Raw genomic sequence first — 14,636 nt, 5'->3', positions numbered from 1 at the left:
AGTGATCCCATGCCCGTCAAGAACCGCTTCGCCGAATTGCTGCCCGAGATCACCGCCTGGCGGCGCGATTTCCACGAGAACCCGGAGCTGCTCTACGAGGTGCACCGCACCGCCGCGAAGGTGGCCGAGCTTCTGCGCGCCTTCGGCGTCGACGAGGTGACGGAAGGCATCGGGCGCACCGGCGTCGTCGGCGTGATCCGCGGCCGCAACGGCGGGGCGGGCCGGGTAATCGGCCTGCGCGCCGACATGGACGCGCTGCCGATCACCGAGAAATCGGGCGTGGGCTATGCCTCGAAGGTGCCGGGGATGATGCATGCCTGCGGCCATGACGGGCACACCGCCATGCTGCTGGGCGCCGCCAAGTATCTGGCCGAGACACGCAACTTCGACGGCACCGCGGTGGTGATCTTCCAGCCCGCCGAAGAGGGCGGCGGTGGTGGCAAGGCGATGCTGGACGACGGGCTGGTCGGCCGCTGGGGCATCGACGAGTTCTACGGGCTGCACAACATGCCCGGGATCCCGGTCGGGCATTTCTCGATCCGGCCCGGCGCGATGATGGCCTCGGCCGACACGGTGAAGATCACCCTGACCGGCAAGGGCGGCCATGCGGCCAAGCCCCAGCAGTGCATCGACACGATGCTGGTCGCGGCGCAGGTGATCGTGGCGCTGCAGTCCGTGGTCAGCCGCAACGTGAACCCGCTGCAATCGGCGGTCCTGTCGATCTGCACCTGCCAGACCGACAGCCCGGCGACCAACGTGATCCCGCAGGTCGTGACCCTTGGCGGCACGGTGCGCACCATGGACCCGGCCGTGCGCGACCTGATGGAGGTGCGCATCCGCGCCGTCGCCACCGCCACCGCCGAGGCCTTCGGCGCCACGATCGAGATCGACTACGACCGCGGCTACCCGGTGACGATGAACTCGGTCGACGAGACCGGCCACGCGGTCGAGGTCGCCCGCTCGATCTCTGGTGCGACCGCGGTCGAGACCCAGGCCGAGCCGATGATGGGGGCCGAGGACTTTTCCTACATGCTCGAAGAGCGTCCGGGGGCCTACATCTTCCTTGGCAACGGCGACACGGCGGCGGTGCATTCGCCGAATTACGTCTTCGACGACGAGGCGATCCCCTTCGGGTCCAGCTGGCTGGCGGGCATGGTCGAGGCGCGACTCGGCGGCGCCTGATCTCCGGGCACTCCCCCTTGGCGGGAATTGCAAAAATGCCACCGGGCGGGGAATCTTCGCGCCTGGTGTGACAAGTTTGTTGCCCGGTGGCCTTCGTGCACCGATTCATGTCTGAAAACGACAAGGCGCGCCCGTTGTCCCTTCCGCGCGGAGGGGCGGGGCAGGTCGCGGAGCAGAGGCCGTATGGCAAGCAGGTTCGAATGGCAGTCCCCCGAGGGGACTGCTTACCGGGGGAACGCGTCGATGGCCTTTGCCAGCGTCGTGGTTGCGGTGCTTTACGTCATCACCGGCTGGATCGGCCATGTGATCGCCAATCCCGCGGGGCAGGCCACGATCATCTGGCCGCCGGCCGGCGTCTCGCTGGCCGCGGTGCTGGTGCTGGGCACCCGCGTCTGGCCCGGGGTCTGGCTGGGCTCGTTCCTGATGGGCGCGCAGCTGTCGGGCGGGCTGACCCTTGACGGGATCGAGCCGTCGCACCTGCTGCTGCCGGCGCTGGTCGCCATCGGCGCAGGGCTGCAGGCGGTGCTGATCGGTGGCATCGCGCGGGCGCGCTACGGCCTGCCGATCCGCATCGGCAGCTGGATGGAGGCGATGTCCTTCACCCTGTTCGCCGGCCCGATGGGCACCGTGATCTCGGCGACCATCGGCACCGCGGTGCTGCTGGCGATGGGCCGGATCTCGGGTGCGGGGGCTGCGGCGGAATGCTGGTGGACCTGGTGGACGGGCGACCTGCTGGGCATCGCCGTGGTGGTGCCGCTGGTGCTGTTCTCGAACTGGCTGCGGATGCCGCGGCTCTTGTGGCGCGGCCGGCCTGTGCCCGAACTGACCAACGGCTCGTTCCTCTGCGTGCTGCTGGGCCTTGCCGGCAGCTTCTGGGCCTGGTCGGTGCTGTCGCAGGCCGAAACCGAACGCTCGACCGCCGCCTTCGAGGCGCAGGCCAGCGAGGTCTCGCGCCTGATCGCCAGCCGGATCGAGTCCTATGGCGGCTATGTCGACGGCGGCGCGGCGCTGCTGCGCGCGCAGGGGCAGATGGCACGGGCCGACTGGGCCCGGCTGGTGCGCGACCTCGACTTCCGCGGGGCGGTGCCGGGGGCGCTGGGGCTGGGCGTGATCCAGCCGGTCGCCGATGCCGATCTGGCCGCCTTCGCCGCCGCCAATTCCGGGATCGACGGCCGCCCGCTGGCGATCCACCCGGCGGTCGAGACGCCGATGCACTACGTCATCCGCTTCATCGAGCCCGAAGAGCACAACGATGGCGCGCGGGGGCTGGATCTTGCCTTCGCCCCGGCGCAGGTCGAGGCGCTTCAGGCCGCGGCGCGGTCGGGACAGGCGACGCTGAGCGGCCCGATCCGGCTGGTGCAGGACCAGACCGCCTCGGTCGGGCTGGTGCTGTTGCGCGCGGTCTACCACACCGGCACGCCCGCCGCGGCGCAGGACGTGATCGGCTGGGTCTACACGCCCTTCCTTGCGGCGACGCTGCTTGAGGACATCACCGGCGTCGAGCATGCCGGCTATCGCCTGCGGGTCTACGACGGCGCCGGCACCGGCGGCGAGCAGATCTTCGACAGCGGCCCCGCGCCCGAGGCGCGCCCGATGTTCGCGCTGGAACGCTCGCTGAGCGTTCAGGGCCGCGACTGGACGCTGGCCTTCGACAGCACCCCGCTTTTCGACGCCACCCACGGGCTGGGCGAGGCCAAGCTGATCCTTGCCGCGGGCATCCTGCTGAGCCTGGGGATGGGCACGCTGATGACGCTGCTGCTGCGCCGCGAGCAGCAGGTCCTGTCAATGGTGGACCGCAAGGCGCGCGAGCTTGCGACCCAGGACAGCCACACCCGCTCGATCATCGAGACGGCGATGGTCGGCTTCGTGCTGCTGGACCCGCGCGGACGGATGCTGTCGCTGAACCACGCCGCCGAAGAGATCTTCGGTCTGCCGGCCTCTGGCCTGGCGGGGCGGCGGCTGCGCGACCTGCTGCCCGTCGACATGCCGCTGGGCTCCGAGGCGGACGGCCGGTCGTGCCAGCACGAGATGCGCCGCGCCGACGGGTCGGTGCGCCAGATCGAGGTGCAGATCAACCCCTGGGCCGATGCCGACGGCGAGGCGCGGGCGACCGCGATCCTGCGCGACGTCACCCAGCGCCACACCGCCGAGGCGCTGCTGCGCGAGAACGAGCGGCGGCTGAACATGGCGATGACCGGCGCGCAGATTGCCGTCTTCGACATCGACCTGCGCACCGGGGCAGAGGTGGTCAGCCAGAACTGGGTCGACCTGATGGGCTTCCCGCCGGGCACCCGCGCCGAGGACCTGGACGCCCGCGCCGAGTTCGAGGCCCGCGTCCTGCCCGAGGACCGCGTGCTGATCCGCGTCGCCGATGACGACTGCATCGCCGGGCGCACCGAACGCTCGATCGTCGAATACCGGGTGCGGGCCGCCGACGGCAGCCTGCGCTGGATGCGGTCCGAGGCGATCGTCAGCACCCGCGCCGCCGACGGCACCGCGCTGCGCCTGCTGGGCGTGCAGACCGACGTCACCCGGCTGCGCGACGCGCTGGACACCATCACCCACAAGGAGGCGCAGTTCCGCGCTGTCATCGAGCATGCGCCGATGGGCATGGCGCTGCTGGACGTGAACTGCCGCCTGATCCGCGTGAACGAGGCCTTCTGCCGCTTCTCTGGCTATGCGCCCGAGGACCTGCTGGACAGGTTCCTGGGCGACCTGATCCCGCCCGGCGGTCGCGTCATCTCCGAGGCGGACCGCGCCGCGCTGCGCGCCGGCGAGACGCCGGTGGTGCAGATGGAACGCCTGATGCGCCGCAACGACGGCATCGAGGTCTGGGGCCTGCTGAACATCTCGATGATGGGAATGGGCGACGGGCAGGGCGACGGCGTCGCCTTCATCGTCCAGATCCAGGACATCACCGAGCGGCGCAAGGTCGAGCAGATGAAGTCCGACTTCGTCGCCACCGTCAGCCACGAGCTGCGCACGCCGCTGACCTCGATCAAGGGGGCGCTCGGCCTCGTGCTGGGCACGATGGGCCGCGACCTGCCCGCCAAGGCCGAGCGGCTGCTGTCGATCGGCCAGAAGAACTGCGACCGGCTGATCATGCTGGTCAACGACATCCTCGACCTCGAGAAGCTGAACTCGGGCAAGATGCGCTTCGAGCTGGCCGACGCGCCGCTGTCGGGCCTGCTGGATCAGGCGGTGGCAGTGAACCAGCCCTATGCCGACGATCTGGGCGTGACGATCCGTCTGGCGCCGGTCGCGGCCGACCTCGCTGTGCGCGTCGACCGCGACCGCTTCCAGCAGGTCATGTCGAACCTGCTGTCGAACGCCGCCAAGTTCTCGCCGCGTGGCGCCGCGGTGACGATGAGCGCCCGGGCCGACGGCGACATGGCCGAGATCCGCGTCCGCGACCGCGGCCCCGGCATCCCCGAGGAATTCCGCGCTCGCATCTTCACGCCCTTCAGCCAGGCCGACAGCTCGGCCACGCGCGAGAAGGGCGGCACCGGCCTTGGGCTGAACATCACCCACCAGATCCTCGAGCAGATGGACGGCTCGATCGACTTCGAGAATCAGCCTGATGGCGGCTGCGAGTTCCGCATCCGGGTGCCGGCGGTCAGCGGGCTGGCCGGAACCGCCACCGAGGTCGCGGGGCGCAGCCGCGCCGGCACCGCCACCGGCGGCGCGCCGCGGATCCTGCATGTCGAGGACGATGCCGATTTCGCCGAGGTCTTCCGCTCGGCCTTCGGCGACCGGGCCGAGGTCGAGACCGCCGGCTCGATCGCCGCGGCACGCCGGTTGCTGGCCGACACCAGCTATGACCTCGTGGTGATCGACTGGACGCTTTCGGACGGCGACGGCCGGGTGCTGCTGGACGAGATCGAGGCCCCGGTGCCGATCTTCGGGCTGAGCGCGAGCGAGCCCGCACGCCCCGACCCGCGCGTCGCCCGGCAGGCGGTCAAGAGCCGCGCGCGGCTCGACCAGCTGGTGGGCGACTGCCTGGCGGCGGTGGCCTGAGGGCACGCAGGACGCGGGCGCCGCGCGCGGCGCCCTTTGGATCCTGCCCGTCAGGGCTGCGTCCGAAGCCGCACTGCAGCGCGCCCGTTCCCTGCGGTTGCCAATCCGCCGCGACGGCCAATTCTCTGCGAATGGTTGTGCTGGCCCCGGCAAGGCCCGGCCATTGCCCAGAAACTTCCCCAATTCAGTCCTCAAAACGACCGTGCCCGCCCAGAGGTTCATGTTGCAACCGCAGCAGTTCCGAAGCGCAACGACGCGCCCGGGCCGCGGGATCTGTGAGGGCCGCGTATGGATGTTCTGAGGGTAACACTGCTCTGGCTGGCGCAGCGGACCGAGCTGCTGTCGATGCTTGGCTGTCTGCTCCTGACGCTGTCGCTGCTGTGCCTGACACTGCGCACCAAGCGGCTGACGGCCGAGATGCAGCGCCAGGCCGAACGCTTCCGGGCCGCGGTCGACGAACACTGCATGGTCAACGTCAGCGATGCCGAGGGGCATATCAAGGCGGTGAACGCCAAGTTCCTCGCGACCTCGGGGCTGATGCTGGACGAGGTGATCGGCGCGACGATCCCCGACCTCGAGCCGATCGGGGTCACCCCCGAGCGCGTCGCCGACATCGACGCGAAGATGCGCGCCGGCCAGATCTGGTCTGGCGAGACCTGCTGGCAGCGCCGCGACGGCTCGCAGTACTTCACCCATTCGACGGTGGTGCCGGTGATGGACAGCCGCGGCCGGCTGGTCGAGACCTTCGCCATCCGCACCGATGTCACCGAATCCAAGGCCGCCGACAGCGAGAACCAGCTGCGCGCCACGCTGGACATGTGGCAGGACGAGGTCTGGATGTTCCATCCCGAGGACCTCACCTTCAGCTACATGAACCAGCGCGCCCTGCAGCGGCTGGGCTGGATGGACGGGGCCTATGTCGGCCGCTCGCTGTCCGAGACCGGGGCGCTGGTCGAGATCGCCCAGATCCAGCGCGAGATGCGCCGCCTGCAGACCGGGCGCATCCGCTCGACCAGCTTCGAGCAGATGACCCAGGACCGCACGGTCGAGATCACGCTGCAATACGTCCGCCCCACCGGCAACGCGGCCCGCTTCGTGGCGATCCTGCGCGACGTGACCGAGCGGCAGGCGGCGATGCGCGCCAAGGCCGAGTTCACCGCGATGGTCAGCCACGAGCTGCGCACGCCGCTGACCTCGATCAAGGGCGGGCTGGGGCTGCTGGCGATGACGGCCAGCGCCGACCTGTCGGACCGCGCCCGCGGCATCCTCGGGATCGCGCAGCGCAATACCGACCGGCTGATCCTGCTGGTCAACGACATCCTCGACCTGGAAAAGATCGACGCGGGCAAGCTCGACATGCGGCTGGTCGAGACCGATCTTTCGGCGCTGATCCGCGAGGCGATCGAGGTCAACGGCAGCTATGGCGCGCAGTTCGGCGTGCGGTTCCGCGGTGTCGGCACCGATACGCCCGCCGTGGTCGAAGCCAGCCCCGAGCGGCTGATGCAGGTGCTGGCCAACCTGATGTCGAACGCGGCCAAGTTCAGCCATGCCGGCGACGAGGTCGAGGTGGGCATCGAGCGGCGTGGCAAGACCCTGCGGATCTTCGTGCGCGACCGCGGCGACGGCATCCCGCTGGAAGCCCAGCCGCGGATCCTCGAACGCTTCACCCAGGCCGACAGCGGCGACAAGCGCAAGGTCGGCGGCACCGGGCTTGGCCTCGCGATCGTCAAGGCGATCATCGAGCAGCACGGCAGCGAGATCCGCTTCACCTCGGTCCCCGGGGAAGGCACCGAGTTCCATTTCGAGTTGCTCGAACACGTCGCCCGGAATGTCGCCTGACACGTCCGGGGGGCTCTGGGTTGACAGGCCCGACGAAACCTCGCTTTCTCACCCTTGGGGCCGTCGTGGTCGCGCTGGCGCACAGGCCGGGCGGGATGACGGGGCCAAGAGACAAAGGACGCCGTCTTGACCGAACTTCGCAAGATCATGCATGTCGAGGATGATCCCGACATCCAGGAAATCGCCGCCATCGCGCTCGAGATGATCGGGGGGCTCGAGATCGTGCAGTTCTCCTCCGGCGCCGTCGCGATCGAGCGCGCCACTTCCGAGATGCCGGACCTGCTGCTGCTTGACGTGATGATGCCGGGCCTGTCGGGCGAGCAGACGCTGCTGGGCCTGCGCGCCCTGCCGGGGTTCGAGACGACGCCCGCGATCTTCATGACCGCTAAGGCGCAGGAAACCGACGTGGAATCGCTGATCGCGTTGGGCGCGCTGGGCGTGATCACCAAGCCCTTCGACCCGATGACGCTGGCCGACGAGGTCCGCGCCCTGTGGGAGACGCGCTGAGACCGGCCTGAGGGGCGGGTCACGCCGTTCGGGATCAACAGATCGAGACTTGCTGTCAGGTCGCTGCCGTCGGGCGGCGGCCTTTTCCTTTTGCGCTGCGGGCGCGCTCAGGCCTCCGTTGAGGCTCTCGCTCAGGCTTCGTGGCGGCGGCGGATGTGGTAGACCCGCGCGGGCGGCAGGTTGCGCAGCGTCGCGCCGGCATAGCTGACCGACAGGCCCAGCCGTTCCGCCATCGCCTTCGGCACCGGCGATTTCGGGCCATAGGTGAACTGCACGAACATCGCCCCCGGCGCCAGCAGGCGGAACGCACCCTCGAGAATGCGGAAGGTCGTGGCCTTGGGAAGCGACAGCAGCGGCAGTCCGCTGACCACCGCCGCGATCTCGGACCCGCCCAGCAGCGACGGCAGCCGCCCGGCATCGCCGTTGTGGATGGTGGCGCGGGGGAAGTTGATGGTCAGCTTGCGGGCGAAGTCGGGATGACGCTCGACCAGGTGCAGGTCGGTCTCGCTGATCCCGCGCGCCAGCATCGCCTGGGTGAAGACGCCGCTGCCGGGGCCAAGCTCGACGATCGGGCCGTGGTGGGGCAGGTCGCGCACCATCAGCGCCGAGAGGCTGCGCCCCGAGGGCACCGCCGAGGCGACATAGCGGGGATTGTCCAGGAAGGCGCGGAAGAAGGCCCGTGTCCCGATCCCCGTTTCACTCGTCATCCGTCGGCTCTCCCCTGTCGTCCGCGGCTAGGGTTGGCCGCAGGGTGACGCACTGTCAACCGCCAGTGGCGCGGTCTACGAAGCCGTGATGCGCGGCTTCCCGCCCGCGCCCGGCGACGCCGATCACGATGCTTGGGAAAATCCGGCGGATTGCGTTATGGCGGGCGTCGGATTGCGCAACGGATGATGACGGGGGCAGGGCGACATGGATCGGCGACGGCTTTTGCAGGGGGCGCTCGGCGGCGCGGCGACGGCGGCGCTGGCGGCCGCGCTGCCCCGGATGGCCCTTGCGGCAGAGCCCGACGTGCGCGCCGTCACCCATGACCCCGACGCGCCGGTGCTGGGCAATCCGGCCGGCGACGTGACCATCGTCGAGTTCTTCGACTACCAGTGCCCCTACTGCCGCAAGGTGGCGCCGGTGCTGCGCGCGGCGCTGGCCCGCGACCGCGGGCTGCGGCTGGTGCTGAAGGATGTGCCGGTCTTCGGGCCGGCCTCGGTCTATGCCGCGCGCATGGGCCTCGCGGCCAGCGGGCAGGGGCGCTATCCGCAGGCCTATGGCGCGCTGATCGGCGCCCGCGGCCGCCTGACCGAGGCCGAGGTCGACCGCAGCCTGACCCGCGCGGGCTTCGACATCGCCGCGCTGAAGGCCGCGCACAATGCCGATGCCGGGCGCTGGCAGCGACTGATCCAGCGCAACATGGAACAGGCCGAGGATCTGGGCTTCCGCGGCACCCCGGCTTTCGTGATCGGGCGCACGCTGTACGGCGGGGCGATCGACGCGGCGACGCTGGACGAGATCGTGGCCGCGACCCGGGCCGAGGGGCCGGTCAGCCCCGCGGCGCGAGGTTGAGCGCCACCCGCGCGTCGGACAGCCAGCCGGCCAGCGCGCCCTCGGGGGCGCGGTCGGTGACCAGCCGGTCGATCCCGGACCAGGGGGCGTAGCGGGCGGGGAAGATCTGCCCGAATTTCGAATGGTCCGCGACCAGCATCACCTGCGCGGCCTGCGCGCAGATCGCCTCGTAGACCGACGAGACATCGATCAGCGCATCCGACGGCCCGTCGGGGCCAAGGCCGCTGGCGCCCAGCACCGCGACATCGGCCCGGAAACCGGCCAGGAAGGCCGAGGTGCGCGCGCCCACCGTGGCGCCCTCGCCGGCATGGTAGTCGCCGGGGGCAAGGATCACCCGGATCGAGGGATTGATCGTCAGCGCCTGCGCGACGCCCACCGCATGGGTCACCACGGTCAGGTCGCGCATCTCGGCGGCGATGCGGCGCGCGACATGGGTCGCGGTCGCGCCCGAGCCGATCATGATCACCCGCGCGCCCGAAAGCTGCGCGACCGCCGCCTCGGCGATGCGCTGGCGTTCCTCGATGAAGAGTGCGTGGCGCACCGACAGCGTCGGCTCTTCGCCCGTGGGCCGGATCGCGCCGCCATAGGTGCGGTCCAGCAGCCTGCGCGCGGTCATCTCGTCAAGGTCGCGCCGGATCGTCTCGGTCGAGACCTCCATCCGCCGGGCAAGCTCGGCCACGCGCAGCGAGGGGGCGCCCTCGAGCTCGGCGAGGATCCGCGACTGCCGCTCGGCCTTGCGTTTCATGACGGCAGGTAGCCCAGCATCTCGTCGGTGGTCATCACCGAGGCATAGATCATGTTCAGCACCTCGAGCTCGCGCTCGTGCAGCGCCAGGGTGCCGGCGGCGCAGGCATCCGACAGCACGATCACGTCGAAGCTTTCGTCGGCAAGGCTGCGCACGGTGGACGAGACGCACTGGTCGGTGAAGATCCCGCAGCAGACGACATGGGTGATGCCCATGTTGGTCAGGTGCAGGCGCAGCGCGGTACCGGTCAGCGCGGAGTCGGTGGTCTTCAAGACCACGATCTCGCCGGGCTCGGGGGCGAGGGCGGGGACGATCTGACTGGCCTCTTCGTCCTTCGGCAGCAGAAGGTCGTTCCAGCCGGGCTTGCGCTGGCTGAGCGAGCGGTCGCGGCCCTCGGGCGTCAGGCAGGCGATGCGGGCGAAGGCCACGTCGAGGTCGCGGTGGCGGAAGGCCCTCATCGCGCGGGCGATGTTCGGGATCACCGTGTCGTGCATCCGCGCGTGGAACGGAGCCCAGCCGTCGTAGCGGGCGCGGTCGGCGGGAGAGAGTGCCGCGGGATCGGCCGGGCGCTCGAGGTAGACGTTCTGCACGTCGATCACCAGAAGCGCGACCCGGCCCGGCAGCAGCACCGGGTCGGGCGGTTCGGGCGCGCCGTCGTAGTAGAACGAGCGGTGGGCGGTCTTCCAGCTCATGCCGCACCCCTGCTCATGCCTTCGCCTCGCGGCGGGCCTTCACGGCGCGGGCGGCGAGACCGGCCATGAGCAGGATCGTGGCGGCGGCCAGCGTGCTCATGGTGCCAAGCGCCGGGACCATCGGCGTGTAGCCCGCGACCATCTTAGAATAGAGCCATTTCGGGATCGTGCTGTCGGCCCCCGCCGTATAGAGCGACAGTGGGAAGTTGCCCCAGCTGAGCAGGAAGGCGAAGAGCGCGCCCGACCAGATCCCGGGCCAGAGGATCGGCAGGGTGATCTCGCGAAGGATCGTCAGCCGCGAGGCGCCGAGGTCTGCCGCGGCCTCTTCCAGCATCGGGTCGAAACCATAGACCTGGATCGCGATGACCAGCGTGACGACCGGCACGATCCAGACCATGTGGGCGACGACGGCGGTCATCCAGCTGGTCTGCAGCCCGACCGCGTTGAACCACAGCAGGAGCGCCAGCCCCAGCACCGGCTGCGGGAAGAAGATCGGCAGCAAGAGCAGCTTCTGGAAGGCGCGCCGGCCCGTCCAGTCATAGCGCGCGAAGGCCAGCGCCCCGAAGAAGCCGAGGATCACCGAGAACAGCGTCACCAGCCCGGCGACCGCCAGCGAGTTCTGCAGAAGCGTGTGGATTTCAAGGCTTTCCGCGGTCTTGTCCCACCATTCGAAGGACCACACCTTCACCGGGAACAGGAAGTAGCGCGATTTCGACAGGCCCGCGAAGGCGCCGCACAGGATCGGCAGGTAGACCGCCAGCAGCACGAAGCCGGTCCAGAGCCGCACGAAGCCGCGGCTGGCGCGCTGGCCGGGGGTGAGCGTGTCCATTCAGCGTCTCCCCAGAATGCGGTCGAGGTCGAGCCGGCGCATCACTCCCAGCGCCAGCACCGCGATGATCGCGACAAGGATCATCGCCAGCGCCGCGCCCAGGGGCCAGTTCTGGGCGTAGGTGAAGGCCACCTCGATGTCCTGCGCGATGGTGATCACCGACTGCCCGCCAAGGATCTTGGCCTCGGCCACGGCGCCGGCGGCCAGCACGAAGGTCAGAAGCATCCCGATCAGGATGCCGGGCATCGCCAGCGGCAGTTCGATCTCGCGCCAGATCGTCAGGCGCCCGGCGCCAAGGTCGCGGGCGGCGTCGACGGCGTCTTTCGGGATCATCGACAGGCCCAGCACCATCGGGAACAGCATGAAGGGCAGGTAGACATAGACCATGCCGAACAGCGTGATGCCGGGGGTGAACAGCACCTCGGGCGCGGTGCCGAGCCCCAGCCATTTCAGGCTGCCGTCCAGCACGCCGTTCTTGATGAAGAACAGCACCCAGCCGTATAGCCGCACGTTCTCGGACACGAAAAGCGGGAAGACGAACAGGACCGATACGAAGCCCGCCCATTTCCCGAAGACATGCACGAGGCCGAAGGCGATCGGGTACGAGACGACCAGCAGGATCGCCACCACCGCCGCGGCAAGGATCAGGGACCACAGGAACGAGGTCCAGACCGTGTTGCCCGGCGCGAAGATCGCCTGATAATTTTCCAGCGTGAAGGACTGGAAGGCGGTGAAGCTTTTCTCGGGCGAGACCGAGAAGGCGCCAACGGTCAGAAGCGGCGCGAGAAAGCCCAAGGCCAGAAGCGCCAGCACCGGAAGCGCCGCGCGCAGGCCGGGGGACAGCGGGGTCCTGACACCGGGACGGGAAGGGGCGGTTTCGGCCCGCGGGATCGGCAGGTCGGCCATCTCAGCTCTCCCGCACCATCGCGTCGGCGGCGTCCCAGCCGATCATCACCGCGTCGCCCGCCTTGGGCACGCCCGCGCCGCGCGGCACCTCGACCAGCCAGGTGTCGGTGCCCACGCGCACCTGCAGCTGGCTGCGCGAGCCCAGCGAATAGTCGTTGACCACGGTGCCGCCCATCACGTTGTCGGCCCCGGCGCCGGGGGTGACGAGACGCACCATCTCGGGCCGGATCAGCGCCGCGGCGCGGTCGCCCGCGACCTCGGCGTCGCAGATCGCGACCGCCGCGCCGTCCGCCCGCGCCCAGCCGGACGCGGTGCGATGGATCTCGACCGCGTTCAACTCGCCGAAGAACTCGGCGACGAAGCGGTCGGCGGGTCGGGCGTAGATCTCTTCGGGCGTGCCGATCTGCACCAACCGGCCCGCGCGCATCACCCCGATCCGGTCCGACATCACCATTGCCTCTTCGAGGCTGTGGGTGATGTAGACGAAGGTCTTGCCGCTTTCGCGGTGCAGGTCCTTCAGTTCCTTCTCGAGGATCTTCTTCAGCTTGTAGTCGAGCGCCGAGAGCGGCTCGTCGAAGAACAGCACCTCGGGGTCGTAGGCGAAGGCCCGCGCCAGCGCCACGCGCTGCCGCTCGCCGCCAGAACAGCGCATGACGTTCTTGGCGTAGTAGCTTTCGGGCAGGCGGACCATCCGCAGCAGCTCGAGCGCCCGGGCCTTGCGCTCGGCCCGGCCCACGCCCTTGACCTTCAGCGGGAACTCGATGTTCTCGCCCACCGACTTGTGCGGGAAGAGCGCCAGCGACTGGAACACCAGACAGGTCGGGCGCTCGGCCGAGGGCATGTCGTTGATCCGTCGCCCGCGCAGCAGGATCGCGCCTTCTGACGGGGCCTCGAGCCCCGCCAGCATGCGCAGCAGCGTGGTCTTGCCCGAACCGGAGGGACCGACGATGGTGACGAACTCGCCTTCGCGGATCTTCAGGTCGATCCCCGCGACGGCATCGAAGCTGCCGAAGGTCTTGCGCAGGCCCGCAAGCTCGAGCACCGGCAGGTCCGCCGCAGCGGTTGCGGGGTGGGAGGCCGTCTCCATCGCCAGGTCCTTCATCAGCCGCGCAGCCGCTTGGCCGCGGTCAGGATCTCGAGCGCGGCGTCATAGTCCGGCACGATGTCGTATTCGGCCGACAGCGCCATGTCCTCTTCGAGGCTGTCCCACTGGATCGCTTCCAGCTCGTCGGGGGTGAAGAGATCGAAGCAGGCCTTGTTGCCCATCTGCGCGACCGGGTTGAAGGTGCCCTCGGCGAAGGCCACGGTATGGGCCATCTCGGGCTCCTGCACGTATTTCAGGAACTCGAGCGCCAGCGGCGAGAGGTTCGGGTTGTTGACGGTCGAGGTGATCTCGATCCACGAGATCCCGCCCTTGCCGTCGATCGGGCCCTTGCGCGGGGTGATCGCGCGCAGGTTCAGGAAGCCGTCGGCCCGCGCGGGCGAGACCGAATAGGTGCCGCCGGTCAGGTGCAGGTCGATCTCGCCCGAGATCAGCGCCTGGTTCATCGTGGCGATGTCGCCGATCATCTTCGCGCCCTTGATGACGCGTTCGGTGACGTCCTTGAACTTGGCCATCTCTTCGGGGGTGTGGGTCGAGAAGGGGTTGATGCCCGCGACCATGAACATGTTGAACACGTTCCAGTCGTCGCTTTCGAGGATCCCGTAGCGGCCGGCGAGCCCTGCGTCGTTGAACAGGTCCCAGCCCTGCTCCTCGGCGCTGGCGCGGCTGATCTTGTCGGTGTCGACGACGAAGCTGTAGGGCCCGAAGCGCTGCGCCATGCCCAGAAGCTCGGCGCCGTCCTCGCTCATCGCCCAGCGGTAGGGCGCCTTGAAGTCCGACAGCATCTTGTCGAAATAGGGCTCGAACTCGGCCTTCGGCAGCGGCTTGATCAGGCCCTCGGGCGCCATGACCTTGCGCGCCCAGGGGTTGTTGACGTTGATCAGGTCCCAGGTGCCGGTTTCGCCCGCACGCAGGCGGTTGATCATCGTGGGGTCGTTGGTGAGGCTTTCGGCCCGCACGGTGGCGCCCTTGGCGCTGCGGAACGGGTCGAGCACCTGGGCCGAGTTGTAGCCCTCCCAGCACAGGATGTTCAGCTCGGTCTCGCGCGCGGCGAGGGCGGGGCGGGTCATGAACGGTGCGGCCGCCGCGGCCCCGCCCATCAGTTTCATCATCGTCCGACGCGAGATGCCTTGCATTGTGATCGTCTCCCTGTGGGTCTGCCGAGGCTTTGGCCTTCTGAGCGGAATCTTCCGACCGGTCTGTGTGAGTTGCAACATAAAAATTGACCGAACCCGCAGGATGGTGCTGCATGGCGGCAGA

Annotated in this window: 12 protein-coding genes; 5 read left to right on the top strand and 7 right to left on the bottom strand. The window is 69.3% G+C overall.

The window, feature by feature from the left end:
- The first annotated feature begins 9 nt into the window (after window positions 1-9).
- The 4 genes from V8J36_RS05735 (at window position 10) to V8J36_RS05720 (ending at window position 7,545) form a co-directional block, all read left to right on the top strand.
- On the top strand, window positions 10-1,182 hold the full coding sequence (locus tag V8J36_RS05735; protein WP_336466319.1) for a M20 aminoacylase family protein: 1,173 nt from the start codon (window positions 10-12) through the stop codon (window positions 1,180-1,182).
- A gap of 243 nt (window positions 1,183-1,425) precedes the next feature.
- A complete protein-coding gene (locus V8J36_RS05730) occupies window positions 1,426-5,199 on the top strand; it encodes a PAS domain S-box protein (protein ID WP_336466318.1) in 3,774 nt (1,257 codons plus the stop codon).
- Between the two features lie 288 nt (window positions 5,200-5,487).
- Window positions 5,488-7,038, top strand: coding sequence for a PAS domain-containing sensor histidine kinase (locus V8J36_RS05725; protein WP_336466317.1), 1,551 nt, complete (start codon window positions 5,488-5,490; stop codon window positions 7,036-7,038).
- A gap of 126 nt (window positions 7,039-7,164) precedes the next feature.
- Window positions 7,165-7,545 carry a response regulator gene (locus V8J36_RS05720; RefSeq protein ID WP_336466316.1) on the top strand — a complete coding sequence of 127 codons (381 nt, stop codon included), beginning with the start codon at window positions 7,165-7,167 and terminating at the stop codon, window positions 7,543-7,545.
- 131 nt (window positions 7,546-7,676) lie between these two features.
- Here the strand turns inward: V8J36_RS05720 and V8J36_RS05715 are convergent, their stop codons facing one another.
- Window positions 7,677-8,252 carry a class I SAM-dependent methyltransferase gene (locus V8J36_RS05715; RefSeq protein WP_336466315.1) on the bottom strand — a complete coding sequence of 192 codons (576 nt, stop codon included), beginning with the start codon at window positions 8,250-8,252 and terminating at the stop codon, window positions 7,677-7,679.
- Window positions 8,253-8,457: 205 nt separating this feature from the next.
- On the opposite strand from V8J36_RS05715, the gene V8J36_RS05710 reads away from it, so the two are divergent.
- A complete protein-coding gene (locus tag V8J36_RS05710) occupies window positions 8,458-9,102 on the top strand; it encodes a DsbA family protein (RefSeq protein ID WP_336466314.1) in 645 nt (214 codons plus the stop codon).
- Here the strand turns inward: V8J36_RS05710 and V8J36_RS05705 are convergent.
- From V8J36_RS05705 to V8J36_RS05680, 6 genes are read right to left on the bottom strand one after another with little or no spacing between them, the layout of a single operon-like run.
- Window positions 9,080-9,847: a DeoR/GlpR family DNA-binding transcription regulator gene (locus tag V8J36_RS05705; RefSeq protein WP_336466313.1), complete on the bottom strand. Its 768-nt coding sequence runs from the start codon at window positions 9,845-9,847 to the stop codon at window positions 9,080-9,082. The two genes, V8J36_RS05710 and V8J36_RS05705, sit on opposite strands and share 23 nt — an antisense overlap.
- Window positions 9,844-10,539 (bottom strand): cysteine hydrolase family protein, encoded by a 696-nt coding sequence (locus V8J36_RS05700; RefSeq protein ID WP_336466312.1) that lies wholly within the window; start codon window positions 10,537-10,539, stop codon window positions 9,844-9,846. The genes V8J36_RS05705 and V8J36_RS05700 overlap by 4 nt, the downstream gene beginning before the upstream one ends.
- A 13-nt stretch (window positions 10,540-10,552) precedes the next feature.
- A complete protein-coding gene (locus V8J36_RS05695; RefSeq protein ID WP_336466311.1) occupies window positions 10,553-11,368 on the bottom strand; it encodes an ABC transporter permease in 816 nt (271 codons plus the stop codon).
- Window positions 11,369-12,274 carry an ABC transporter permease gene (locus V8J36_RS05690; protein WP_336466310.1) on the bottom strand — a complete coding sequence of 302 codons (906 nt, stop codon included), beginning with the start codon at window positions 12,272-12,274 and terminating at the stop codon, window positions 11,369-11,371.
- 1 nt (window position 12,275) lies between these two features.
- On the bottom strand, window positions 12,276-13,361 hold the full coding sequence (locus V8J36_RS05685; RefSeq protein ID WP_336466309.1) for an ABC transporter ATP-binding protein: 1,086 nt from the start codon (window positions 13,359-13,361) through the stop codon (window positions 12,276-12,278).
- Between the two features lie 14 nt (window positions 13,362-13,375).
- Window positions 13,376-14,512, bottom strand: a complete 1,137-nt coding sequence (locus V8J36_RS05680; protein ID WP_336466308.1) for an ABC transporter substrate-binding protein — start codon at window positions 14,510-14,512, stop codon at window positions 13,376-13,378.
- Between the last annotated feature and the right edge of the window lie 124 nt (window positions 14,513-14,636).

It is taken from the genome of Frigidibacter sp. MR17.14, assembly GCF_037095735.1.
Taxonomy (GTDB): Bacteria; Pseudomonadota; Alphaproteobacteria; order Rhodobacterales; family Rhodobacteraceae; genus Frigidibacter.
The sequence above is the reverse complement of the archived record's forward strand: the minus strand, read 5'-3'. Positions and strand labels throughout refer to the sequence as shown.

Bases quoted from the DNA above. Each gene is read 5' to 3' on its own strand.
- V8J36_RS05695 (WP_336466311.1), bottom strand. From the start codon at position 11,368: ATGGACACGCTCACCCCCGGCCAGCGCGCCAGCCGCGGCTTCGTGCGG.
- V8J36_RS05700 (WP_336466312.1), bottom strand. From the start codon at position 10,539: ATGAGCTGGAAGACCGCCCACCGCTCGTTCTACTACGACGGCGCGCCC.
- V8J36_RS05705 (WP_336466313.1), bottom strand. From the start codon at position 9,847: ATGAAACGCAAGGCCGAGCGGCAGTCGCGGATCCTCGCCGAGCTCGAG.
- V8J36_RS05725 (WP_336466317.1), top strand. From the start codon at position 5,488: ATGGATGTTCTGAGGGTAACACTGCTCTGGCTGGCGCAGCGGACCGAG.
- V8J36_RS05735 (WP_336466319.1), top strand. From the start codon at position 10: ATGCCCGTCAAGAACCGCTTCGCCGAATTGCTGCCCGAGATCACCGCC.
- V8J36_RS05680 (WP_336466308.1), bottom strand. From the start codon at position 14,512: ATGCAAGGCATCTCGCGTCGGACGATGATGAAACTGATGGGCGGGGCC.
- V8J36_RS05685 (WP_336466309.1), bottom strand. From the start codon at position 13,361: ATGGAGACGGCCTCCCACCCCGCAACCGCTGCGGCGGACCTGCCGGTG.
- V8J36_RS05710 (WP_336466314.1), top strand. From the start codon at position 8,458: ATGGATCGGCGACGGCTTTTGCAGGGGGCGCTCGGCGGCGCGGCGACG.
- V8J36_RS05730 (WP_336466318.1), top strand. From the start codon at position 1,426: ATGGCCTTTGCCAGCGTCGTGGTTGCGGTGCTTTACGTCATCACCGGC.
- V8J36_RS05715 (WP_336466315.1), bottom strand. From the start codon at position 8,252: ATGACGAGTGAAACGGGGATCGGGACACGGGCCTTCTTCCGCGCCTTC.
- V8J36_RS05690 (WP_336466310.1), bottom strand. From the start codon at position 12,274: ATGGCCGACCTGCCGATCCCGCGGGCCGAAACCGCCCCTTCCCGTCCC.